We start from the raw sequence: 24,697 nt of genomic DNA on the forward strand, positions 1-24,697 counted from the left end.
TACGTGGTGTCACGGCCCCGAGCACGCGTCCCCCGTCAGGACTCCACTCAGACGTCAGCGCTCGTCTCAGGGCTCGTCCCAGCGCTCGTCTCAGGGCTTCGCGATCTCCAGGCCCTCGATCGCCTTCTTCGCGACCTCGCGCCCCCGCTCGGTGAAGTCGCTCTTGGCCGGGTAGTCGATCCACAGCTTGTACATGTCGCCCGCCGAGGTCCGGTAGTAGAAGACCTTGGCCTCGCGCGGGTAGACGACGTCGGATTGCTTGTTGGTGTACGGAATCAGGTTCTCGGCCGACTGCTTGCCCTTGTAGTCGCCCTGCGTCGTCTTCTTGCCGGGACCCACCGTGTCCGGGCTCAGCGAGCCGAGCACCGTACTGCCGCTCTCCAGGTCCTTCATGTCCTCGTACGCCTCGGCCATCGAGGTGCCCGCGATGTACTTGAGGTCGTCCTCGGACTTCTTGCTGAGCTGCAGCGACACGAAGAGGCTGCCGCTCTGGTCCGTGTACGTGACCCAGTGCTCCTTGGGCGTCTCGCCCCCGTCGCTGGTCCTGCGGTAGCCCTCGGGCACGGACAGCGTCGCGCCCAGCGACTTCGCCTCGTGCTGCGTCCACTTCCCCGAATCCGAGTCGCCCCCGAACGGCTTCACGGCGAGGACCACCGCCGCGGCCACCGCGAGGACGACGACACCGCCCACGGCCACGAGCGCCTTGCGGCCGAGGAACACGCCCTTGCCGCGGTCCGGCGCCGGGGTCCCGCCGTCCTGGTGACCCGCCGTCACGAACCGCGTCGCGGGCAGCTGCGGGGGCTGCGGCGGCTTGACGGCCTCTTCGAGGAGGGCCCTGACCCGGGCGGCGCTCGGGCGGTGGGCGGGCTCCTTGTGCAGCAGGCCGCTGATGGCCTCGGCGAGCGGGCCCTGCGCGGACGCGGGCGCCGCGGGCGTGGCGTTGAGGACGGACTGGAGCGTGGCGGGCGTGTTGTTGCGGCGGAACGGCGAGACGCCCTCGGTCGCCGCGTACAGCACGACACCCAGCGACCACAGGTCGGACGCCGGTCCCGGCCGCTGCCCGAGCACCCGCTCCGGAGCGATGAACTCCGGCGAGCCGACGAAGCCGCCGGTGTCCGTCAGGTTCGTCTCGCCCTCGATCTGGGCGATGCCGAAGTCGGTGAGGACGACGCGGTCGTGCCTGCCGATCATCACGTTGTCCGGCTTCACGTCGCGGTGCAGGACGCCCGCCGCGTGCGCCGCCTCCAGGGCACCGAGCACTTCGAGGCCGACCCGGGCCGCGTCGCGGGCCCCGAGCGTGCCCTCGTCGCGCAGCGCCGCGCCGAGCGAGCGGCCCTGCACGAACTCCATCACGATCCACGGCTGGCCGTCCTCGACGACGACGTCGTGCACGTTGACCACGGCCGGGTGGTCGAGGCGGGCCGCCGCACGGGCCTCGCGGCGCATCCGCTCGAAGGCGTTGGCGCGTTCGCGCTCCGGCAGATGGTCCGGTACGCGCGGCTCCTTGACGGCGACCTCGCGGTCCACCGTCTCGTCCTTGGCCCGCCACACCGTGCCCATGCCGCCGTGGCCGAGCTTGGACAGCAGCCGGTAGCGCCCGCCGATCAGCCGACCGGAACCGGGCTCGGCCCGCGTCGCCTCGGCGGCCCGGGTGTCAGGGCCGGGCTGCGCGGGCGCCTCGGGGCGCGGCTGGTCCGGTACGACCTGGGTCGGCTGGGCGTACGGATTGGGGTACGGCTCTCCGCCACCTTGCTGCGGAGGCTGCGGTGGCTGCAGGCCGTAGCTGGTGGTCTCGTTCGGGCCGTTCAAGGCTCCCCCGTCGTTACTCATGCCCCCATGAGTACCGTGCGGGGCACCTCGGATTCCAGCCAGGGTCCCCAGTTGTGACCGGGGTGATGCAGGAACCGGGAACTTCGGCGGCGTACGGGCGGGAAGGCGCGCGGATCGGCGCGCCTGAGCTGTACTTCCGCCTCCCGCACGCCCTCGCCGGACCCCGGGACCAGCACCGCCGCACGCCCTCGCCGAACCCCGCGACCAGCACCGCCGCACGCCCTCGCCGAACCCCGCGACCGTCACCGCCGCACGAACGTGTCCACCGCCGTGTCGAAGTGCCGTCGCCCCTCCCGTGCCTGGCCCGCCGGTGCCGACACCCACACGTCGTACCTCCTGCCGTCCTCCTGCCAGCACAGGTCGTACACGCGCCGGGCCCCCGCCTCGCCGCCGGAGCCGTCCCGGGTGTACTGCCACAGCGCGGCGGGGCGGCCGTTGCGGGTGGTCGCGGTGACGTCGGCGTCGCGGTAGCCGGGGTGGTCACGGGGGCCTTCGGCGTCGGCGCGGCGCTGCGCAGCGAGCGGGCCGCCCGCGACGGGGTCGGCCGCCACGATGCCGATGCGGACGGCGCCGCCCGGCGAGAGGTAGAGGGTGCGCGGCCCTTCGGTGCGACGGGTGTAGCCCTTCGGGACGGCGAGGGCGAAGCCGCGCGGGTCCTTGGCGAGGCGGTAGCCCACGGGGGCGGCGGGCGTGGAGGGGACGGCGGGGGACACGGTGTCCGGGGTCTTGGTGACGGTCGAGGTCGCCGTGGGGCGGGGGCCGCCGGAGTCCGTCGGGGTGTCGGGCGACGCAGAACTGGGCGGCGACGTCCGGCCGCCGTCCCCGTCGCCGTCCTGCCCGAGCAGCAGCGTCGCTGCCGAGACGGCGCCGCCCGCCACGGCCGCGACCAGGGCGGCGGCGATCAGCATGATGCGGTTCTGGCGCCGGCGCGCGGGATCGGACAGGGGCGCGGTGGGTTCGTCCTGGTGTACGGGGCGCGCGGGCGGCTGTGCGCGCGGGGTCCCCGGCGGGTGGCGGCCGGGGAGCAGGGAGAGGAGGGGGCGACGCCGCGCGGGCCCCGAGCGCCCCGAGCCGCCCGAACGTCCTGAGCGCCCCGCGCCCCATGACCGGCCCGACCGGCCCGCCCGGCCCTCCCCGTGCCCCGACGCCCGACCGGGCGCGCGCCCCGTCGCACGACCACGCGCACGCCCCGATAACCGCCCCCGCGCCGAAGCGAGCGCGGGACGCCCGGCCCCGGCCCCGGTCCCCGCACCCGGCAGCCCCGGCATGACGCCGGTGTCGACGTACGCGCGCAGCAGCCGCTCCGCTCCGGCCGCGTCCAGGCGGCGCTCCGGGTCGCGTTCGAGGAGGCCGAGGACGAGGGGCGCGATCGGCTCCGCGGCGGGCGGCGGGCGAATCTCGTCGAAAACGACGGCGTGCAGCACCCCGCCGATCGAGTCCCGCCGGAACGGCGACTCGCCGCTGACCACGGCCACGAGCAGCGCGCCGAGCGACCACAGGTCGGAAGCGGGCCCGGTGCGCTCGCCGGACATGCGCTCCGGCGCGGTGTACTCCGGCGAGCCCACGAACGACCCGCTCTCCGTGAGCGTCGTCGCCCCGCTGACCTGCGCGATGCCGAAGTCCGTGAGCACGACCCTGCCGGTGGCCTCCTCCAGGAGCACGTTGGCGGGCTTCAGGTCGCGGTGCAGGACACCCGCGGCGTGCGCGACGCCGAGCGCGCCGAGCAGGTCGAGGCCGATGCGGGCGGCCGCCTGCGGGCCGACCGGTCCGGACCGGCTGATGCGCAGGGCCAGCGTGGGACCCTCGATCAACTCCATGACCAGGTAAGGGCGTTCGTCGTGGACGACGACGTCGTGCACGACGATGATGTGCGGATGCCGCAACTGCGCCACGGCGCGCGCCTCGCGCAGGGTGCGCTCGCGCTGCCGCGCGGCCTCTTCGGCGGAGAGCGTCTCGTCGAGCGGGATCTCCTTGACGGCGACGCGACGGCCGAGGAGCTGGTCGGTCGCGCGCCACACGACGCCCATGCCGCCCTGGCCCACCCGCACCTCGAGGCGGTAACGGCCGGCGATCACACGGGTGCTGTCACCCAGGCTCCCCATGCGGCCATCATGCCCCACAGGTGTGGTCACGGACCCTCTCAGCCCGGACAAGGGCCAGTTCAGGCCGCATCCCTGGGAGTTCGGACCACGGCCGTCGGCGTACGGCCCGGGGCAGGCACGCGGTCAGGATCCTCGCCCGGTCCGCGTCGTCGCCCGGTCCGGATCCTCGCCCGGTCCGCGTCGTCGGCCGGTCCGGATCCTCGCCCGGTCCGCGTCGTCGGCCGATCCGGGTCGTCGCCCGGTCCGCGTCAGTCCCGCCAGCCGCGCAGCACCGCGTCGAACTGTTGCCGGGTCTTGCCCCAGTTTCCCTCCGGCGCCGACATGTAGATCACGTACTCGGTGCCGGACCGGCTGATGTAGCTCTGCGAGATGGCTTGCCGAGGGCCCTTCGTGGTGTCGCTGGCGCCCGCGGTCCACCTGAACTCCCAGAGTGCGCCGGGCCGGTCGCGGAACGTGTTGGAGTTCAGGTGCAGACGCCGGTAGTCGGGCAGCCTCTTCAGCTGCTTCTCCAGGTCGAGCTGGTGGGCGTACGGGCTGTCGAAGTCGGGGCTGGGGTCGACGCTGATGCGCACGAAGTGGCGGCCGTTGTCCGGGGTGTAGTCGATCTGACTGCCGTCCACCTGCCGCTGCCAGCCCTTGGGCAGCATGAGGCTGAAGCCCTCCGCGTCGTGCACGCGCACCCAGCTCTTGGGGATCGTGCCGACGACCTCACCGGACTTGTCGCCCTTGCCCTTCCCGTCCTTGGCCTCGCTGCCGCCGTCGCCGCCCCCGAAGTACAGGTAGCCGAACACCGAGCCGCCGCCGATCACCGCGGCCGCAAGGACCGGCGCGAGGGCCCGGAGCCAGCGCCGGCGCGCGGGCCCTGTGGGCGTGGGGGTGGTGGTGGCGCCCACGCCGTGCCCCACGTGGCCGGAATGTGACGCTCCCTGGGTCGGCGTGGCCGAGGGCGGAGTGTGCGGGCCCTGGGTGTGCGGGGCCTGGGCGTGCGGGGCCGGTGCGGCGGAGGGCGGGATGTACCCCGCGCGTGTGGGGGCGGCGGACCCCGGGGGCGCGGTGGACGGGTGGTGCGGGGGCCTGTGGTGCGAGGGCGTGGGGTGCGGGGGCGTGGGGTGCGGGGGCGTGGGGTGCGTCGGCTGCTCGTGCACCGTCGTCGGTACGTACGCCTGCGCACCGCCCGGACGCCGTCCCTCCGCGGCCTCCGCGAGGAGCTGCTCCGCCTCGGCCGCGTCCGGCCGCGCGTCCGGATCCTTGGCCAGGAGCGCCGAGATGACGGGTCCGAGCGGCCCCGCGTAGCGCGCCGGTTCGGGCTCCTCGGTCACCACGGCCTGCATCGTGCCGAGCGGGGAGGTGCGCCGGAACGGCGAGTTGCCCTCGACCGCCGTGTACAGGGTGGCGCCGAGCGCCCACAGGTCGGCGGCGGGGCCGGGGTTGGCGCCGCTGACCCGCTCGGGCGCCAGATAGTCGACGGAGCCGACGACCTCGCCGGTGCGCGTGATGGTCGAGTCGCCCTCGATCGAGGCGATCCCGAAGTCGGTGAGCAGCACCCGGCCGTCATCGGAGAGCAGGACGTTGCCCGGCTTGATGTCGCGGTGCAGGACCCCGGCACCGTGCGCGGCGCGCAGGGCCCGCAGCACCCACAGGCCGATGCGGGCGGCCTCGCGGGGCTCGATGCGGCCCCGGTCCCGGACGGCGTCGGCGAGCGAGTGGCCCTCGACCAGCTCCATCACGATCCAGGGCCGGTCGTCGTACTCCAGGACGTCGTGGACCGTGACGACCGCGGAGTGGTTGATCTGGGCCTGGGCGCGCGCCTCCGTCTGCGTCCGGGTGAGCAGCACCTCGCGGTCGGCCTCCTGCACCCACTGGGCCGCCGTCAGTTCCTTGACGGCGACGGCTCGGTGCAGCACCTCGTCCCGCGCGCTCCACACACGGCCCATGCCGCCGCTGCCGATGGACTCGCCGAGTCGGTAGCGGCCGGCGAGGAGCAGGCCCTGCATCTGATTCACGTTCCCCCGCAGTTGGTCTTGGCAGGGCCAGGTTCCTGAGGTTTGCCAGAGCCCAGGGTAAGGAGGGGCGCACGCGCGGGGAACGGGAGGGGGTGATCGGAGACCGCACCGTGACAGGGACAGGGGGCGAGCGCGTGCCCGGTGAGAGCCGGTTGACCTGCCCCTGGCGGCCGTAAGGACGTCAGCCGGAGGGACGGTAGGACGCCGACGCCTGCTCGAACAGACGCGTCACCTCGTCCCGCTCGGCCTCGGGCCCGCGGACCTGGACCACGTGGTACTTCCCGTCGACGGCCATCGCGAGATTGCGTACGAACACCTCGGTGCCGTCGGTGTCCTGCCAGGTGAACTGGCCCTCGGCCCGGGGCTTTCCGCCCACGTCGACGAGGCGCAGACCGCTGGACGTGGCCCACGACGAGTCACGGAACGGCTGGAGTTCGCGCTCGTCCTCCTTCTGGTACTTCATCGGGTCCGTGCCGAAGTCGCCGGTGCTGTCGCGGCCCGGGACGACGACGAGCTCGAACCGGCCGTGGGTGTAGAGGACCTGGCCGCGGCCGTTCTTGGGCTGCCGGTCCCAGCCGTCGGCGACGGCCACCTTGAAGCCCTCGGCGTCCTTGCGCAGCGTGAAGCCCGACGCGACGTCAGGGTCGGCGGTCTGCGGCTCCTGCGAACCGGGGGACTTCTGCGGGTCCGACGCCTTCCCGTCCTCACCGCCGTCCTGGCCGTCGCTCCCGCCGCCTTCCTTGCCGTCTTCCTTGCCCTGGTCCGCGCCCTTCCCGTCGTCGCTCGGCGCCGGGCTGACCTCGCCCGCGTTGCCGGTGCGGCCGGTGTCCTCGCCCTCGCCGGACTCGGGCATGAACAACATCGCGTACGCGACGGCCGCCACCAGACCGGCCAGGATCACGGCGAGCAGGACACGGCCGAGCGAACGCGGGCCCCGGGTGCTCGGTGCCCGCTCGGGGCGCGGCGCCCGCACCGGCCTGGTGTCCCTGCGCTCCTTGACACGCTCCCGTCCGCGCTTGTGGCGGCCGTGGCCCTGGCCGCCGTCGTCCCCGGCCGGGACCGGCGCGGGCGAGCGGCGCTTGCGGACGACCTCGCCGCGGCGGCGTACGACGGGCAGCCTGCCGCCGTCGTACGGCGGCGCGGGCACCACGTGCGTGCCCGCGTCGGGCTCCGGCGCCGACCGCACCAGGGAGCGCAGCCAGCCGCTCAGCTCCTCGAAGTCGATGCGCTCGGTCGGGTCCTGACGCAGCAGCGACTCCACGACCGGTCGCAGCGGCCCGCACTCCTCCGCGAACGCGGGCGGCTCCGCGCACACCAGCTGCACCAGCTCGGCGGTGCTGTCCTCGGGATACGGGGCGTGGCCCTGGACGGCGCGGAACAGCAGCGCGCCGAGCGCCCACAGGTCGGTGGCGGGTCCGATGGGCGCGGCCAGCTGCCAGTTGTCGTGCACCGGCCCCGCCTGCTCCGGCGCCCACCGCTCCGTGACGGCGCCGACGACGGTCATCCGCGCGTGCCTGGCCCGCTCGGCGGCGAGCGCGGTGGTCGGGCCGCGGCGCGCGCGCAGCTCGCCCGCGGGGTCGTCCCACTCGCCCGCACGGGGGCGGGCGTTGCCCTCGGGGGCACCGGCTGTGCCTCTGGGGGCACTCGCCTTGGCGAGGTCGTGCGCGGGGCGCACGGCGGGGGCCGAGTGGGCAGCGGGGGCGGGGAAGTCGGGCTTCGGCTGGTACGGGGCCGGGGCGTACGGAGGCGGCGCGTACGGGGCCGACTCGCGGGGGGCCGAGGGGTGCGGGGCCGACTCGTGCGGGCCTGGTGCGCCGTGCGGGCGGGGCGCGCGGTGGGGTTCGGGTGCGCCGTGGGAGCCCGGCGTGCCGCCCTGCGCGGGTACGGCCCCGGCGCGCGGCACCGCCCCGTGCCACGGCTTCTTCTGCCGCTCCCGGACCCCGTACGGATCCGAGATGTGCCCGACGGCACCGCCCGCGCCGACGGAGCCGCCCTCGCCGTCCGTGCCCTCGGCGCCGTTCTCACCGTACGTACCGTACGAGCCGTTGGTGCCGTACGAGCCGTCAGCGCGCTCAGCGCCGCCGTCCGCCTCGACCGGTCCCGCCGCCCCGCGCTCGCTCACCCGGGCAGCGGCACGCGCGGCGCCCGCCCGGTACGCGGCGATGGCCCCGGCCCGCGCCGCCCTGAGGTCCCGCTCGGCAGTGCCGTACGGCGGCTCGGTCCCGCCGTCGTCCGCGCGCCGCGCGGCCTCGATCGCGGCGTGCCCACGCGATCCGTTGCCACTGCCGGCACGGCCGCGGTCGCCGTACGCGCCGTTCTCTCCATACGCGCCGTGCTCGCCGTACTTGGCGGGCTCACCGCGCCCGGAACCCTCGCCGTGGGCCAGTCCCTCGCCGTACCCGCCGCCCTCGCCGTACGCGGGCCCCCCGCCGTACTCCTCGCCCCGGCCGTACCCGTCGCTCCCGTCGTACCCGGGCTCCTCGGCATACCCCTCGTGCTCGGTGTACCCCTCGTGTCCCTCGTACCCGTCGCGCTCGACGTACTCGGCGTCCCCGTCCGCCCCCGCAGCCTCCACCGCGTACCCCGCGCCGCCCGTCGGCTCGGGCACCGCGCCCTCGGGCTCGGTGAAGCCCGCGAAGTCGTCCTCCTCCGGGCGCGGGTCGTACCCGCACAGGGCCTCCTCCGCCGCGCCCGCGGCGAGGCCCGTCAGCATCACGCGGCCGTCGTCGCAGACCAGCACCGTGCGCGCGGTGATGTTCCGGTGCACCCAGCCGTGCGCGTGCAGGACGCGCAGGGCGGTGACGACGTCCGCGGCGACCTCCGCCGCGCGGAAGGGGTTCAGCGGCCGGTCGGCCAGTAACGCGGCGAGCGGCCTGGCCGCGACCAGTTCGCTCACTATCCACAGCGAGCCGTCTTCCGCGAACACGTCGAAGACCTGGTCGAGCCGCGGGTGGTCGGGGATGCGCGCGGCGGCCTGCGCGGCCTCGATGGCCCGCAGGACCGCGGGGTCGCTGGGCCTGCGCGTGGCGCGCGAGCCCGGGCGCCGGGCGCCGCCCCGGCCCGCGCTCCCGCGCGCGCTCCGGAAGCCCTTAGGGAGGCCGCCGGGCAGGACGTCGCTCAGATCGCCGTCGCCGTACGCCTCGTCGCCGAGCACCTCCGCCTCGACGATCTCGGGCAGCGGCACCTGCCTGACCAGGACTTCCTGGCCGCTGTAGGTGTCGAAGGCGCGGCTCTCCGCGAGTTCGTACTCGTCGGCCGGGGGCAGCGGCAGGCGGTAACGGTCGGCGAGCACCCGTCCCGCATAGTCGTCCACGATGCCTCCCCCATCCGCCCGGTGGTCAATTCCGTTCGACTTACGGCTCGTTGCGGCTGCTTACCCTCCGCAAGCACTCACGATACGTGCCACAACCGAACCGTATTGAGGGGATGCGAGATCTCACCGGTCGTCGCCCGGCCATCTCATCGGTCCCGCCCCACCGTCACTTCTTCGGTTCGAAGGTCCGCGTGAAGGTCCGCCAGGCGTCGCGGCGCTGCTTGCTGCCCCAGTCCTCCGCTTTCGCGGTGTACATCAGTCCGTAGCCCAGGCTGCCGTTGACGACGAAGCCGCGGTCCACGGAGCGGTACTTCGTACCGCCGTCCACGTAGGTGAATTCCCAGTCGGCCGTGTTCCAGCCGCGGAAGTCGACCTTCTCTATCCGGATCCGCTCGTACTGGGCCCGGCGCATGCCGCCTTCCTGGTTCTTCCAGTCGGCCACCGGGTTGTCCTTGGGCGTCGGGGTCCAGCCGATGAGCAGCTTCTGCCCGTTCGGACCGATGAAGCGCGCGCCCGCGCGGTCGGTCGTACGGAACTTCCAGCCCTTCGGCAGGCCTATCGAGAAGCCCTGCGCGTGCTTGTACGTCTCCTCGGCGCCGTCGTCCTTGCCCTTGCCGCCGCCGATGGCCGAGCCCTGCCCCGCGTCGTCGTCCTTGCCTGAGCCCGAACCGGAGTTGTCCTCCTGCTCCTTGCCCGGGTCGCCCTGGCCGTCCTTGCCCGGACCCGAACCGGAGTCGTCGCCCTTCCCCGAGTCCTTGCCGGAGCCCTTCTCCTTGCCCTCGCCGCCCGCGGTCGCCCCGCTGGACGAGGACGTGTCGCCGCCGCTCTTGGCGTCCTTGCCGCCCCCGTCGCCGTTGAGCGCGAAGGCGAGCACCGTGCCGAGCACGGCGAGGGCGACGACCACCGCGATGATCACCAGCGTGCGCCGCGGCACCACGTCCGTGAGGGGCGCCCTTGCGGGCGGCTTCGGCGGGCCGCTGGGCTGCACCGGGGGCCTGGCGGGCTGCGCCGGGACCCTCGCAGCGCCGTGCGAACCGGCTCCCGCACCGACCGAGTTCATCCCCGCGCCCGCGCCGACTCCGGCACCAGCGCTCCCGGAGGCCACGCCCGCCCCCGCGCCCGTGCCACCGGCCCGCCCCGCGACACCAGCACCAGCACCAGCACCACGCTCGGCGCCACCGCTCCCAGCCGCACCGCCGATACGTTCCCCCGCACCGACAGCACCGGTCGGACCGGCCGCACCCGAAGCAGCCGTCCCGCTCGCCGTCCCGGAGGCGGCACCCGCGGCGCCACCACCACCGTGTCCGGCCACCCCGGACCCGGCCGAAACACCCGACGCCGAACCGGCGTTGCCCGCACCGCCACCGGCGCCGACGCCCGGACCGCCACCGACCGCCCCGGCACCAGGGGCAGCACCGGCCGCACCTGCCCCACCTGCCGCGCCCGCACCGCGAGCCGACGTGGCCGCGGCCGCCGCCTTCTTGCGCACCGAGCGGAACGCGCCCTTCAGCCGCTCGGCGGCCTCCTCACCCTTGCGGCCACCGCCGGAACCGGACGGCGGCGCCTGCGGCGGGACCGGGGGCAGCGGCACGACCTTCGTCGCGTCCACCGGCTCCGGCTTGCCCTCGGGGACGTCCGGGGCGTTGACGACCTCCAGGAGCATCGCCCGCGCGCTCGCGTCGTCGAGCCGCTGCTCGGGGTCCTTGGCGAGCAGGCCGTAGATGACCTTCTCCAGCAACGGACCGGCGTTCTGCGGCGGTTCGACGGCCTCGGTCATCACGGCGGTGAGGGTCGCGATGGCCGAGCCCTTGTCGTACGGGGGCACGCCCTCCACGGCCGCGTAGATCAGGCCGCCGAGCGACCACAGGTCGGCCGCGGGGCCGGGCTTGTGGCCGCGGGCCCGCTCCGGCGAGATGTACGAGGGGGCGCCGACGAGCATGCCCGTCGACGTGATGGACGGGTCGCCCTCGACCTGGGCGATGCCGAAGTCGGTGAGAACGACGCGGCCGTCCTCGGCGATCAGCACGTTCGACGGCTTCACGTCGCGGTGCAGGATGCCCTCGCGGTGCGCCGAGCGCAGCACGTCGAGGACGGCGAGCCCGACCTCCGCGGCGCGCCTCGGCGTGAGCAGTCCGTCCTCGCGCACGGCCTCGGCCAGGGACTTGCCCTCGACCAGCTCCATCACGATCCAGGGCCGGTCGTCCTCGTCGACCACGTCGAAGACCGTCACGGCACTGGTGTTGCGGATCCGGGCGATCGCCTTGGCCTCGCGCAGCGTGCGCGTGATGAGCCGGCGCTTCTCGTCCTCGTCGATGCTCGACGGGAAGCGCAGTTCCTTGACCGCGACCGTGCGGCCCAGCGTCTCGTCCTTGGCCCGCCAGACGGTGCCCATGCCGCCGCGGCCGAGCACGTCGCCGAGCCGGTACCGACCCGCGAGGAGACGTGCGCTCTGATCCTGACGAGCCTCGCCCGTCCGCTCAGCCTCCGACATGCGTCCCCTCAACTACCCGCACAACCAGCCCCGACAGAGCCTTCATTGTCCCTCACCCGAGGACCGGCCGACGCCGCGGGTCCGGCGTCCCACATCATGGACATTCCCACCGAGTGAACCCCGGCGCACTACCCCAAACCTCGCTGTCCATACCCCCCTTGGCCGCCCTCCTCGGGTCAAACCACCCAGAAACGCTGACCACTCCTTGACTACTTGCTGACAAGCGGAAGGTCAGCCTCCCCCGCGCTCCGAGCTGCTGGCGGGGAAGGCCGAACTCCGGCGGCACGACGCCCGGCCAGGGCGCCACGCCCTCCAGAGCCCCCTACAGCGGCACGATGTCCGGTGCCCCGAGCCGCGCCGCGTCGGCCGTCAGGTCGTCCGGCTGACGCTGCGACTCGCGCTCGGCCTCCACCCGCTTCTCGTAGTGCTGGACCTCGCGCTCGATCTGGTCCTTGTCCCAGCCGAGCACCGGCGCCATCAGCTCCGCGCACTCGCGGGCGCTGCGGGTGCCGCGGTCGAAGGTCTCGATGGAGATGCGGGTGCGGCGCGTGAGCACGTCGTCCAGGTGGCGGGCGCCCTCGTGGGATGCGGCGTAGACGACTTCGGCGCGCAGGTAGTCCTCGGCCGCGCCCAGCGGTTCACCCAGGGACGGGTCGGCGGTGACCAGTTCGAGCACTTCCTCCGCCAGTGAGCCGTACCGGTTCAACAGGTGCTCCACGCGCACCACATGAAGGCCGGTGCGGGCGGCGATGCCCGCGCGGGCGTTCCACAGCGCGCGATAGCCCTCGGCGCCGACCAGCGGGATGTCCTCCGTGACGCAGTCCGCGACCCGCTGGTCCAGACCGTGCACCGCCTCGTCGACGGCGTCCTTCGCCATGACGCGGTACGTCGTGTACTTGCCGCCCGCGACGACGACGAGGCCCGGCGCGGGGTGGGCGACCGTGTGCTCGCGGGACAGCTTGCTGGTGGCGTCCGACTCCCCGGCGAGCAGCGGCCGCAGGCCGGCGTACACCCCCTGCACGTCGTCGCGCGAGAGCGGCACCGCGAGCACCGAGTTCACATGCTCAAGGAGATAGTCGATGTCCGCGCTGGAGGCGGCCGGGTGGGCCTTGTCCAGGTCCCAGTCGGTGTCCGTGGTCCCGATGATCCAGTGCCGCCCCCAGGGGATCACGAAGAGCACGCTCTTCTCCGTGCGCAGGATGAGCCCGGTCGAGGAGTTGATCCGGTCCTTCGGCACGACCAGGTGGATGCCCTTGGAGGCACGGACGTGGAACTGGCCGCGCTCGCCGACCATCGCCTGGGTGTCGTCGGTCCACACGCCGGTGGCGTTCACGACCTGCTTGGCCCGGATCTCGTACTCCCCGCCGGCCTCGACGTCCTGGACCCGGGCGCCCACGACGCGCTCGCCCTCGCGCAGGAAACCCGTGACCCGGGCGCGGTTGGCCGCCTTCGCGCCGTACGCCGCGGCCGTGCGCACGAGGGTGGCCACATAGCGGGCGTCGTCCATCTGCGCGTCGTAGTACTGCAAGGCGCCGACCAGGGCGTCCTTCTTCAGGCACGGGGCCACGCGGTGGGCGTGACGGCGGGTCAGATGGCGGTGCGTGGGCAGGCCGCGGCCGTGCCCGCGCGCCATCGACATGGCGTCGTACAGCGCGACGCCCGAGCCCGCGTACAGCCGCTCCCAGCCCTGGTGCTGGAGGGGATACAGGAACGGGACGGGCTTCACGAGGTGCGGTGCGAGCCGTTCGAGGAGCAGGCCGCGCTCCTTCAGCGCCTCGCGCACCAGGGCGAAGTCCAGCATCTCCAGATAGCGCAGGCCACCGTGGATCAGCTTGCTCGACCGGCTCGACGTGCCCGAGGCCCAGTCTCTGGCCTCGACCAGACCGGTGCTCAGGCCGCGGGTGACGGCGTCGAGCGCGGTGCCCGCGCCGACCACGCCGGCGCCCACGACGAGAATGTCCAGCTCGTGCTCGGCCATGCCCGCGAGTGCCTCGGCGCGCTCCGCCGGGCCAAGAGTCGCTGTCCTCACCGCTGCCTCCCGTGCTTTTCGGGTGTGGTCGCGCTCACATCATGCCCAGATTCTGGTCGAGCCCGCCGGGTTGGGGCACGGCCTGTGGAAAACGTTGAGCCCGCCGTGACTGCTGTGACTGCAGGGAAAGGCGGGGCCATCGGGAGCATGCGCGGGGTGGAAACCGCCGCCAACACTCCGATGCCGGAAGGGGTCCAATCCCGCAAATCGGTCATATTTACTCCTAGTCTGACATTGCGCTCGCCCATCTTGTCCACAGGGCTTGCGCGATCGTCCCGCTTTGGCTATATCCGCCCCGGCTATTGGGAAGGACGGCTCACCGCCATGCCAGCTGACCTCGCCGTCATCGGTCTCGGCCACCTCGGCCTGCCCCTCGCCCAGGCCGCCGTCGCCGGCGGCATCGCCACCATCGGCTACGACCCCGGCCGCGCACCCGACCTGGCCGGTGGCCGCCTTCCGGGTGACGGCACCGAAGGGACCCTCACCGCCGCCGACGTCCGCCGGATGCTCTCGGGGGGCTTCCGGCCGACCACCGACCCCGCCGAGCTCGGCCGCGTCCGCACGGCCGTCATCTGCGCCCCCACGCCCCCCGCCGCGGACGGCTCGCTCGACCTCGGCCAGGTGGCCGACGCCGCCCGTGCCCTCGCCGCCCGGCTGCGCCCGCACACCACGGTCATCCTGGAGTCACCCGCGTACCCCGGTACCACCGAGGAATTCCTGCGCCCCCTGCTCGAACAGGGCTCGGGCCTGCGCGCCGGCCGGGACTTCCACCTCGCCCACTCCCCCGCCCGCCTCGACCCCGGCAACCGCACCCACGGCTACGCGGGCACCCCCAAGGTCATCGGCGGCCTCACCCCCGCCTGCACCGAGTCCGCCGCCGCCTTCTACGGCCGCCTGACCGACAAGGTCGTCCGCGCGCGCGGACCCCGGGAGGCCGAAACCGTGCATCTCCTGGAGACGAACTACCGCCACGTGAACATGGCGCTGGTCAACGAGATGGCGGTGCTCTGCCACGACCTCGGCATCGACCTGTGGGACGTCATCCGCTGCGCCGAGACCAAGCCCTTCGGCTTCCAGGCCTTCCGCCCCGGTCCCGGCGTCGGCGGCCACGGCGTCCCCCTGGACGTCCCCGGGCCCGCGCGCGGCCTGCGCCCGCTGCGCCTGGTCGAGCTGGCCCAGCAGGTCAACGACCGGATGCCGGGCTATGTGATCCAGCGCGCCGCGACCCTGCTCAACGAGCACGGCAAGTCCGCGCGCGGCGCCCGCGTGCTGCTCCTCGGCGTCACCTACAAGCCGGACGTCGCCGATCAGCAGGGCGCCCCCGCCCAGGAGATCGCGGTCCGCCTCATGGAGCTCGGCGCCGCCGTCAGCTACCACGACCCCTATGTGGGCCACTGGAACGTTCTCGGCCATCCCGTGCCCCGCGCGGACTCCCTCTACGAAGCGGCCGCCGACGCCGACCTGACGATCCTGCTCCAGCACCACCGCACCTACGACCTCCAGGGCCTCGCCGTGAAGGCCCAGCTCCTGCTCGACACCAGGGGCGCGACCCCGGCGGGTGCCGCCCACCGCCTCTGATCCCACACACAACCCCCTGGGGCCCTTCGCGCGCTGCTGCTACCGTGCGGATCCAGTCACTTACCGCACACCAGTGCGCTCACTTCCCAGGGGGACCCAGATGACGCAGCCCACGCCTCCAGGCCAGGGCGGGCAGCCCTACGGCCAGCCGCAGCAGCCCTACGGCGGCCAGCCCGGGTACGGCTATCCGCAGCAGCCGCAACAGCCCTACGGCCAGCAGCCGCAGCAGCCGTACGCCCCCTTCCCGCAGCAGCCGCAGCCCGGTGGCTTCCCGCCGCCGCCCCCGGCCGCGCGGGGCAACGTCGGCCTCGGCGTGGCGGTCGCCCTCGTCGCCGCCCTGGTCGCCGCGGGCGTCTACGGCGGCATCATCGGCGCCACCGAGCACGAGATCGGCTGGGCAGCGGTCGGCGTCGGCTTCGTCGTGGGTCTGGTCGCGGGCAAGGTGGGCGGCCCGAACCCGGCGGTCGGCGCGCTCGCCGCGGTCTTCTCGCTCGGCGCGGTGTACCTGGGCCAGCTCGTCGGCGCCTCCATCGTCATCGCCGACAAGCTGAACCTCGGCTTCTCCGAGGTGTTCTTCGACCACTTCGACTTCGTGCAGGAGGCGTGGAAGCACGACGCCGACGCGATGACGTACGTGTTCTTCGTGATAGCCGCCGTCGCGGCCTTCGGCAGCGCCAAGCGCGCCGCGCAGTAGGACGCCGGGGACGAGCTCCGGAGCACGACCGGGACGCCCCGAGAACGACGAGGAGCCCGGGCCGCCGTGTCGGCGGCCCGGGCTCCTCGCTGTTCGAGCTCCGTGCGACGGGTCAGCGGTGGTGCTGCGAGTCCGCGACCGTGACCTCGACGCGCTGGAACTCCTTGAGCTCGCTGTAGCCCGTGGTCGCCATGGCGCGGCGCAGCGCTCCGAAGAAGTTCATCGAACCGTCCGGGATGTGCGACGGGCCGGCGAGGATCTCCTCAGTGGTACCGACGGTGCCGAGGTCGACCTTCTTGCCGCGCGGCACGTCCTCGTGGACGGCCTCCATGCCCCAGTGGTGGCCCTTGCCGGGCGCGTCCGTGGCGCGCGCCAGCGGGGAGCCCATCATGACGGCGTCCGCGCCGCAGGCCACGGCCTTGGGCAGGTCACCGGACCAGCCGACGCCGCCGTCGGCGATGACGTGGACGTACCGGCCGCCGGACTCGTCCATGTAGTCACGGCGGGCCGCCGCGACGTCGGCCACGGCGGTGGCCATCGGCACCTGGATGCCGAGGACGTTGCGCGTGGTGTGCGCGGCGCCGCCGCCGAAGCCGACAAGGACACCGGCCGCGCCGGTGCGCATCAGGTGCAGGGCGGCGGTGTACGTGGCGCAGCCGCCGACGATCACCGGGACGTCGAGTTCGTAGATGAACTGCTTCAGGTTCAGCGGCTCGGCGGCACCGGAGACGTGCTCGGCCGACACCGTGGTGCCGCGGATCACGAAGATGTCCACGCCCGCGTCCACGACGGCCTTGGAGAACTGCGCGGTGCGCTGCGGCGACAGGGCGGCGGCGGTGACGACTCCGGAGTCGCGCACCTCCTTGATGCGCTGCCCGATCAGCTCCTCCTTGATGGGAGCGGCGTAGATCTCCTGGAGGCGGCGGGTGGCCGCCTCGGCGGGCAGCTCCGCGATCTCGTCGAGCAGCGGCTGCGGGTCCTCGTACCGCGTCCACAGGCCTTCGAGGTTCAGCACGCCGAGGCCGCCGAGCTCACCGATGCGGATGGCGGTCGCCGGCGAGACGACGGAGTCCATGGGGGCCGCGAGGAAGGGCAGCTCGAAGCGGTAGGCGTCGATCTGCCAGGCGATCGAGACCTCCTTGGGGTCCCGGGTGCGCCGACTCGGCACGACGGCGATGTCGTCGAAGGCGTACGCCCGGCGGCCGCGCTTGCCGCGCCCGATCTCGATCTCAGTCACGTGTGTGGCCCTTCAGCTTTCCTATGGCGCTCCGTATGCCGTTCCAGTATCCCCGACACGCGCGTGGGGGCGGCCCGGGGAATCCGGACCGCCCCCACGCGCGCGTGGCCACCGGTCGCGTCGGCTCGTGCCGCGCCGGTGTGTCGGCTACTTGTTACGGCTGTAGTTCGGCGCCTCGACCGTCATCTGGATGTCGTGCGGGTGGCTCTCCTTGAGGCCCGCGGACGTGATCCGTACGAACCGGCCGTTGGCCTGGAGCTCGGGCACCGTGCGCCCGCCCACGTAGAACATCGACTGGCGCAGACCGCCCACCAGCTGGTGCACGACCGCCGACAGCGGGCCCCGGTAGGGCACCTGGCCCTCGATGCCCTCGGGGACCAGCTTCTCGTCGGAGGCGACGCCCTCCTGGAAGTACCGGTCCTTGGAGAACGACCGCTGCTCGCCGCGCGACTGCATGGCGCCCAGCGAACCCATGCCCCGGTAGGACTTGAACTGCTTGCCGTTGATGAACAGCAGCTCGCCCGGGGACTCCTCGCAGCCCGCGAGCAGCGAGCCCAGCATGACCGTGTCCGCACCGGCCACGAGCGCCTTGGCGATGTCTCCGGAGTACTGCAGGCCGCCGTCGCCGATCACCGGGACACCGGCTTCCTTGGCGGCGAGCGACGCTTCGTAGATGGCCGTTACCTGCGGTACGCCGATGCCGGCGACGACGCGGGTCGTACAGATGGAGCCGGGGCCGACGCCGACCTTGATGCCGTCGACACCGGCGTCGATGAGCGCCTTGGCGCCCTCGCGGGTGGCGATGTTGCCGCCGATGACGTCCACGCCGCCGGCGTTCGACTTGATCTTGGCGACCATGTCGCCGACGAGCCGGGAGTGGCCGTGCGCGGTGTCGACGACGATGAAGTCGACGCCCGCCTCGATCAGCGCCTGGGCGCGGTCGAAGGCGTCCCCGGCGACGCCGACGGCGGCACCGACGAGGAGGCGGCCCTCGGAGTCCTTGGCGGCGTTCGGGTACTTCTCGGCCTTCACGAAGTCCTTGACCGTGATGAGGCCCTTGAGCACACCGGCGTCGTCGACCAGCGGCAGCTTCTCGATCTTGTGGCGGCGCAGCAGCTCCATGGCGTCCACGCCGGAGATGCCGACCTTGCCGGTGACGAGCGGCATGGGGGTCATGACCTCGCGCACCTGGCGCGTGCGGTCGGCCTCGAAGGCCATGTCGCGGTTGGTGACGATGCCGAGCAGCTTGCCGCCGCCGTCGGTCACCGGGACACCGCTGATGCGGAACTTGGCGCAGATCGCGTCGGCCTCGGCGAGGGTCGCGTCCGGGTGCACCGTGATCGGGTCGGTGACCATGCCGGACTCGGACCGCTTGACCAGGTCGACCTGGTTGGCCTGGTCGGCGATGGAGAGGTTGCGGTGCAGCACGCCGACGCCGCCCTGGCGGGCCATGGCGATGGCCATCCGGGACTCGGTGACCTTGTCCATCGCCGCGGACAGCAGCGGGACGTTCACCCGGACGTTCTTCGAGATGGACGAGGCGGTGTCGATGTCGCCGGGTGCCATGTCGGACGCGCCCGGCAGCAGCAGCACGTCGTCGTAGGTCAGCCCGAGTGTCGCGAATTTCTCGGGCACTCCGTCGACGTTTGCAGTCATGACACCTTCCCCAATGGCCTTGATCGGTGCGGATGTCCATGCTAACGGGAAGCATGGCCCTCTCATTCCACAGTGCCGGCGGGGGCCCGGGTTCGTAGGTTTCTACAGCCGCACGGTGGTGGTGTGGCCTCTCGGGCCGGGGGCGGCTCGGCGCCGCCGGGGTGCGCCGTGCGGGCCGAGCGCCGCTGCGCCGGAAAGAGGGACCCGGCTCGACCGGGAGGGCGAGGCCCCGCCCTACGGCGTGGCGAAAGTCTCCGGACCTACTGCTCGGCCAGCGCCCGCAGGCGGCTCAGGGCGCGGTGCTGGGCCACCCGGACCGCCCCCGGCGACATCCCCAGCATCTGCCCGGTCTCCTCGGCCGTGAGGCCGACGGCGACCCGCAGGAGCAACAGCTCGCGCTGGTTGTCCGGCAGGTTGGCGAGCAGCTTCTTGGCCCACTCGGCGTCGCTGCTGAGCAGCGCCCGCTCCTCGGGGCCGAGGGAGTCGTCGGGCCGCTCGGGCATCTCGTCCGAGGGCACGGCGGTGGAACCGGGATGGCGCATGGCGGCGCGCTGCAGGTCGGCGACCTTGTGCGCGGCGATGGCGAAGACGAAGGCCTCGAAGGGCCGTCCGGTGTCCCGGTAGCGCGGCAGCGCGAGCAGCACCGCGACACAGACCTCCTGCGCGAGGTCCTCGACGAAGTGCCGCGCGTCGCCGGGCAGTCGGGAGAGTCGGGTGCGGCAGTACCGCAGCGCGAGCGGGTGGACGTGGGCCAGCAGATCGTGCGTGGCCTGCTCGTCCCCCTCGACGGCGCGTAGGACGAGGGCACCGATCACCGTCGTCTTGTCATCGCGCATCGGTCCATGGTGCCTTGGCGCCGACTGATCCGTGGCACCGCGTCCATAGTTGTGCATCGAAGCGTTATGAGCGAGTGCGCCGGAACTCATCTCCCGCACCCTCCCCTCCCGCTCGGCCGACTCGTCCCCAAGGAACTCCACACCTCAAGGATGCGGCATCGGCGGCGAAGCGCCACAAGCCGCTCTCGAAGCGGGTGCTCGCGGGCCTCCATGGCCCCGCCCGCCGCACGGCGGGCGGGAACAACCATGCCCCCGCCCCAGCACACTCAGCGAACCAGGCCCCAGCGGAAACCGAGCGCCACCGCGTGCGCGCGGTCCGAGGCGCCGAGCTTCTTGAAGAGCCGCCTGGCGTGCGTCTTCACCGTGTCCTCGGAGAGGAAGAGCTCGCGGCCGATCTCGGCGTTCGACCGGCCGTGGCTCATCCCTTCGAGAACCTGGATCTCACGCGCGGTGAGCGTGGGCGCCGCGCCCATCTCGGCCGAGCGAAGACGGCGCGGGGCCAGTCGCCAGGTCGGGTCGGCGAGCGCCTGTGTGACGGTCGCGCGCAGTTCGGCGCGCGAGGCGTCCTTGTGCAGATAGCCGCGGGCCCCGGCGGCGACCGCGAGCGCGACCCCGTCCAGGTCCTCGGCGACCGTGAGCATGATGATGCGCGCTCCCGGGTCGGCCGAGAGCAGCCGCCGCACGGTCTCCACGCCGCCCAGTCCGGGCATGCGTACGTCCATCAGAATCAGGTCCGAGCGGTCGGCGCCCCAGCGGCGGAGGACTTCCTCGCCGTTGGCCGCTGTCGTCACGCGCTCGACGCCGGGCACGGTCGCGACCGCGCGGCGCAGCGCCTCTCGGGCGAGCGGGGAGTCGTCGCAGACGAGGACGGATGTCATGGCCGTCCTCCGCAGCTGATGCGCGTCACCTTGAGCCTCCAGGCTGGTACAAGTCGTCACCTGTGCGGTTGACGCACTCGGACATCTGCCCGAGCACTTGTTCTTTCAACCGCCTCCGCACTCTCAACGACGGTCACTCGAAAGAGTTACGGGTCAGTCAGCCGTCTTCGGCACTCTACGTGAGGGCGCGGACACGGCACAGGCGGCGCGGGCGGATGCGACCCCCCAACAGGCCCCGACGAGCACCAACAAGAGCTATGCCCCATTTAGCGGCTTTTCTTCCCTTTTCCTGGTGTCTGTGGCTAGATTCGCAATGAGTCATATTTTCATCTCCTTAGACAGTAGATGTACGGTCATGGGCACCGTATCCGCGCCAGAACGGCTACCAGGAGACACGCAATGGCAGATTTCTCCCGCCTTCCCGGACCGAACGCAGATCTGTGGGACTGGCAGCTCCTCGCGGCCTGCCGCGGGGTGGACAGCTCGCTCTTCTTCCACCCGGAGGGCGAGCGCGGCGCGGCACGGAGCGCACGTGAGAACTCGGCCAAGGAGGTCTGCATGCGCTGCCCGGTGCGCGCGGAGTGCGCGGCGCACGCGCTCGCGGTCCGCGAGCCGTACGGCGTGTGGGGCGGGCTGACCGAGGACGAGCGCGAGGAGCTGATGGGCCGGGCCCGCAACCGCCTGGTCACGGCGGGGGGTAGCGGCGCGACGTCCTGAAGGAACGTTTCTTCACGCGCGCCTCAGCGCGCGGCGGCCCGCGCCAGGTGGTCGAGGGTGGCGGCGACGGCCGGCACCTGCGCCAGGTCGGGCAGCGTGAGCGCCACGATCTCCCGGCGCACGGCGGGCTCCACCGTCACCGTGCGGGCCCCCTTCGGGCGTACCGACTCGATCGCGAGCTCGGGCAGCACCGCGACCCCGAGGCCTGCCCCGACCAGGCCGATCACCGCCGGGTAGTCGTCCGTGGCGAAGTCGATGCGGGGGGCGAAGCCCGCGCTCTCGCAGACCTCCACCAACTGGCGGCGGCAGCGCGGGCAGCCCGCGATCCACGACTCGTCGGCAAGCTCACCGATGGTCACGCTCTCGGTCTTCGCCAAGCGGTGCTCGTCCGGTACGAGGCCGACGAGCCGGTCGTCGAGCAGCGGCCGTACGACGAGGTCGTCCCACTCGTCCGCGGCGGCGGCCCCCGCGTACCTGAAGGCGAGCGCCACGTCGCAGTCGCCCTCGCGCAGCATCTCCACCGAGCGCGGGGGCTCGGCCTCCTCCAGGGAGACGCGGGTGCCGGGGTGCGCGGCGCGCAGCGCGGCGAGCGCGCCCGGCACGAGGGTGGAGGAACCGCTCGGGAAGGAGACGAGACGGACGCGGCCCGCGCGCAGTCCGGCGATGGCGGCGACCTCCTCCTCGGCCGCGGTCAGCCCGGCGAGGATGCCCGCGGCATGCCTGACCAGGGCCTCTCCTGCCTGCGTGAGGCGCATCTCGCGGCCGGTGCGGATCAGCAGCGGCGTGCCCGCCGACGCCTCGAGCGCCTTCATCTGCTGGCTGACGGCGGGCTGGGTGCAGCCGAGCTCGCGGGCCGCCGCCGAGAAGGAGCCGGTGGCGGCCACGGCACGCAGGACACGGAGATGACGGGCCTCGATCATGATCCGAGCATAAGCGACTCTTGGAGCAGTCGCTCAATATCGCGTGGCCGCTTTGAGGAGCGCTCGCTTAGCCTGGCCGTATGAAGCTTCTCTCCGTGAACGTGGGCCGGCCCAAGACCGTCGACTACACCGACTCCCCCGGCGGCCGCACCGGGATCGACAAGCAGCCCGTCGACGGGGCCGTCCGGGTGACCGCGCCCGGCCCCAAGGGCACCGGCGGCAGTGGCCTCACCGGAGACACCATCTGCGACCTGCGCCATCACGGCGGCAACGACCAGGCGGTGTACGCCTTCGCCCGCGAGGACCTCGACGCGTGGGAGCGGCAGCTCGGCCGTGCGCTGCCCAACGGCGGCTTCGGTGAGAACCTCACCACGTCCGGCGTGGACGTGAACGGCGCGCTGATCGGCGAGCGTTGGCGGGTCGGCCCCGACCTGCTCCTGGAGGTGACCTCCTCGCGCATTCCGTGCCGCACCTTCCAGGGGCACGTGGGCGAGGCGGGCTGGGTGCGGCGGTTCACGCAGACCCTGCTGCCGGGCGCCTATCTGCGGGTCATCGAGCCGGGCGACATCCAGGCGGGCGACGCGGTCGAGATCGTGCACCGCCCGGACCACGAGGTCACCGTCGCCCTGCAGTTCCGGGCCGTGACCACCGAGCGCGCGCTGCTGCCCTCGCTGCTCGCGGCCGGCGACGCGCTGCACCCCGAGACGGTGCGCAAGGCGCGCAAGTACATGGAGAAGCAGAGCGCGCGGGAAGCCTGAGCGGCATGGGGGACATCCCTGACAGGGGAAGTCCCTAGGGACGTACGGGAAGTTGAATCGGGGTCGGGTGGGGGCCGTCCCCGATATTCCGGGGCGGGCCGAGCCGCGATTCTCGAATCATGTCCCGACTCACGAGCAAGCCATGGCTCAAACGTGCCCTCCTCATCATCGGCAGCGTCGTCACCGTCGTCGCGCTGGCACTCGGCGGCGGCGTGCTGTGGCTGTGGCAGGACGCGAAGGTCAGCACGGTCGGCAAGGAGTCGTTCGACAACGCCCTCGCGATACCGCCCCTGGCCGAGTCCCGCATGGACAAGGACGGCACCCGCGTCTTCGACCTGCGCATGCAGCCGGGCCGGAAGGAGTTCAAGGCCGGACGCGCCACACCGACCTGGGGCTTCAACGGCGACCATCTGGGCCCGACCCTGCGCGCGAAGCGCGGCGAGAAGGTCCGCGTGCGGATCCGCAACGGCCTCGACGAGGCCTCGACCGTCCACTGGCACGGCATGCACCTGCCCGCGAAGATGGACGGCGGCCCGCACCAGATGATCCGGCCCGGCGGCAGCTGGAGCCCGCACTGGAAGGTGGACCAGCCCGCGGCCACTCTCTGGTACCACCCGCACCCGCACGGGGCGACGGAGAAGCACGTGCAGCGCGGCCTCGCGGGCATGTTTCTCCTCGACGACAAGCGCAGCGCGCGTCTCGCGCTGCCGAAGAAGTACGGCGTCGACGACCTGCCGGTGATCGTGCAGGACGTGAGGTTCGACGGCGCGAAGTTCGACCACGGCCACAAGATGATGCGCAACGTCGGCTTCCTCGGCGACCGGACCATGGTCAACGGAACGCTCGCGCCGTACCAGGAGGTGGGCGACGAACTCATACGCCTGCGGCTCCTGAACGCCTCGACGGCCCGTACGTACGACTTCGGCTTCCCGGACGACCGGCCCTTCTCCCTGGTCGGCACGGACGGCGGCGCCCTGGAGCGGCCGGCGCGGATGGAGCGGATACAGCTGTCGCCGGGTGAGCGGGCCGAGATCGTGGTGCGGATGCGGCCCGGGGAGAAGACCGTGCTGCGCAGCTTCCCGCAGGACAACTACGGGAGCGCCTGGCAGCAGCGGTTCAGTGGGGGCGACGACTCCTTCGACGTGCTCCAGCTGCGGGCGGCGAAGCGGCTGCGTCCCTCGCCCGCGCTGCCCTCGGAGCTGGGCGAGCTGGAGGTGCCGGACGGTGCGGGGGCGAGCCGGGCGCGGTTCTTCGACCTGAAGCAGTCCGGGATCAACGGCCGGGCGATGCGGATGGACCGGATCGACGAGGTGGTCACGCGCGGGGCCACCGAGACCTGGACCGTGCGCAACGACAACGGCATGCCGCACAACTTCCATGTGCACGACGTGCAGTTCCGGGTCCTTGAGGTGAACGGCGAGACGCCACCGCCCGAGCTGCGCGGCCCCAAGGACACGGTGTTCCTGCCGAACGGCACGACGATGAAACTGGCCCTGCGCTTCACGGGCCCGGCCGACCCGAAGACGCCGTACATGTACCACTGCCATCTCCTGAGCCACGAGGACGGAGGAATGATGGGGCAGTTCGTGGTCGTCGAGAAGGGCCAGAAGGCGGTCGAGCCGTCCGGACGGCACAGCGGGCACTGAGGCTCACTA

General features: G+C 72.9%; 16 protein-coding genes. 5 read left to right on the forward strand and 11 right to left on the reverse strand.

What is annotated here, in order from left to right; genetic code table 11:
• Positions 1-90: 90 nt before the first annotated feature.
• From QUY26_RS15085 to QUY26_RS15110, 6 genes are all read right to left on the reverse strand, one after another.
• Positions 91-1,830, reverse strand: a complete 1,740-nt coding sequence (locus QUY26_RS15085) for a serine/threonine-protein kinase (RefSeq protein WP_289946844.1) — start codon at positions 1,828-1,830, stop codon at positions 91-93.
• A gap of 242 nt (positions 1,831-2,072) precedes the next feature.
• Positions 2,073-3,932, reverse strand: a complete 1,860-nt coding sequence (locus tag QUY26_RS15090; RefSeq protein WP_289946846.1) for a serine/threonine-protein kinase — start codon at positions 3,930-3,932, stop codon at positions 2,073-2,075.
• Positions 3,933-4,180: 248 nt separating this feature from the next.
• Positions 4,181-5,926 carry a serine/threonine-protein kinase gene (locus QUY26_RS15095; protein WP_289955732.1) on the reverse strand — a complete coding sequence of 582 codons (1,746 nt, stop codon included), beginning with the start codon at positions 5,924-5,926 and terminating at the stop codon, positions 4,181-4,183.
• A gap of 190 nt (positions 5,927-6,116) precedes the next feature.
• Positions 6,117-9,248 carry a protein kinase gene (locus QUY26_RS15100; protein WP_289946847.1) on the reverse strand — a complete coding sequence of 1,044 codons (3,132 nt, stop codon included), beginning with the start codon at positions 9,246-9,248 and terminating at the stop codon, positions 6,117-6,119.
• A 166-nt stretch (positions 9,249-9,414) separates the two neighbouring features.
• On the reverse strand, positions 9,415-11,739 hold the full coding sequence (locus QUY26_RS15105) for a serine/threonine-protein kinase (RefSeq protein ID WP_289946849.1): 2,325 nt from the start codon (positions 11,737-11,739) through the stop codon (positions 9,415-9,417).
• A 322-nt stretch (positions 11,740-12,061) separates the two neighbouring features.
• Positions 12,062-13,768 (reverse strand): glycerol-3-phosphate dehydrogenase/oxidase, encoded by a 1,707-nt coding sequence (locus tag QUY26_RS15110; RefSeq protein WP_289946852.1) that lies wholly within the window; start codon positions 13,766-13,768, stop codon positions 12,062-12,064.
• A 324-nt stretch (positions 13,769-14,092) separates the two neighbouring features.
• Here QUY26_RS15110 and QUY26_RS15115 point away from each other — a divergent pair, with 324 nt between their 5' ends.
• Positions 14,093-15,346: a nucleotide sugar dehydrogenase gene (locus QUY26_RS15115; RefSeq protein WP_289946853.1), complete on the forward strand. Its 1,254-nt coding sequence runs from the start codon at positions 14,093-14,095 to the stop codon at positions 15,344-15,346.
• A 100-nt stretch (positions 15,347-15,446) separates the two neighbouring features.
• On the forward strand, positions 15,447-16,040 hold the full coding sequence (locus QUY26_RS15120; protein WP_289946855.1) for a hypothetical protein: 594 nt from the start codon (positions 15,447-15,449) through the stop codon (positions 16,038-16,040).
• A gap of 112 nt (positions 16,041-16,152) precedes the next feature.
• On the opposite strand, the gene QUY26_RS15125 is transcribed toward QUY26_RS15120, so the two are convergent.
• The 4 genes from QUY26_RS15125 to QUY26_RS15140 all read right to left on the reverse strand — a co-directional run bounded on the left by QUY26_RS15125 (position 16,153) and on the right by QUY26_RS15140 (position 20,647).
• On the reverse strand, positions 16,153-17,277 hold the full coding sequence (locus QUY26_RS15125; protein ID WP_289946856.1) for a GuaB3 family IMP dehydrogenase-related protein: 1,125 nt from the start codon (positions 17,275-17,277) through the stop codon (positions 16,153-16,155).
• A gap of 147 nt (positions 17,278-17,424) precedes the next feature.
• The gene (gene guaB, locus QUY26_RS15130; protein WP_289946858.1) at positions 17,425-18,933 is read right to left on the reverse strand and encodes an IMP dehydrogenase; all 1,509 of its coding nucleotides are present in this window, start codon (positions 18,931-18,933) and stop codon (positions 17,425-17,427) included.
• A gap of 260 nt (positions 18,934-19,193) precedes the next feature.
• Positions 19,194-19,769 (reverse strand): sigma-70 family RNA polymerase sigma factor, encoded by a 576-nt coding sequence (locus tag QUY26_RS15135; RefSeq protein ID WP_030361423.1) that lies wholly within the window; start codon positions 19,767-19,769, stop codon positions 19,194-19,196.
• A 266-nt stretch (positions 19,770-20,035) separates the two neighbouring features.
• A complete protein-coding gene (locus tag QUY26_RS15140) occupies positions 20,036-20,647 on the reverse strand; it encodes a response regulator transcription factor (RefSeq protein WP_003948568.1) in 612 nt (203 codons plus the stop codon).
• Positions 20,648-21,046: 399 nt separating this feature from the next.
• Between QUY26_RS15140 and QUY26_RS15145 the strand changes: the two genes are divergently transcribed.
• On the forward strand, positions 21,047-21,364 hold the full coding sequence (locus QUY26_RS15145) for a WhiB family transcriptional regulator (RefSeq protein WP_289946862.1): 318 nt from the start codon (positions 21,047-21,049) through the stop codon (positions 21,362-21,364).
• A 23-nt stretch (positions 21,365-21,387) separates the two neighbouring features.
• Here the strand turns inward: QUY26_RS15145 and QUY26_RS15150 are convergent, their stop codons facing one another.
• Positions 21,388-22,284 (reverse strand): LysR family transcriptional regulator, encoded by an 897-nt coding sequence (locus tag QUY26_RS15150; protein WP_289946863.1) that lies wholly within the window; start codon positions 22,282-22,284, stop codon positions 21,388-21,390.
• 80 nt (positions 22,285-22,364) lie between these two features.
• Between QUY26_RS15150 and QUY26_RS15155 the strand changes: the two genes are divergently transcribed.
• Together QUY26_RS15155 and QUY26_RS15160 are read left to right on the forward strand one after the other, a co-directional pair.
• Complete coding sequence (locus QUY26_RS15155) at positions 22,365-23,042, forward strand: MOSC domain-containing protein (protein ID WP_289946864.1); 678 nt, start codon at positions 22,365-22,367, stop codon at positions 23,040-23,042.
• 119 nt (positions 23,043-23,161) lie between these two features.
• Positions 23,162-24,688 carry a multicopper oxidase family protein gene (locus QUY26_RS15160; RefSeq protein ID WP_289946866.1) on the forward strand — a complete coding sequence of 509 codons (1,527 nt, stop codon included), beginning with the start codon at positions 23,162-23,164 and terminating at the stop codon, positions 24,686-24,688.
• Positions 24,689-24,697 lie beyond the last annotated feature (9 nt).

This window comes from Streptomyces flavofungini (assembly GCF_030388665.1).
GTDB lineage: Bacteria > Actinomycetota > Actinomycetes > Streptomycetales > Streptomycetaceae > Streptomyces > Streptomyces flavofungini_A.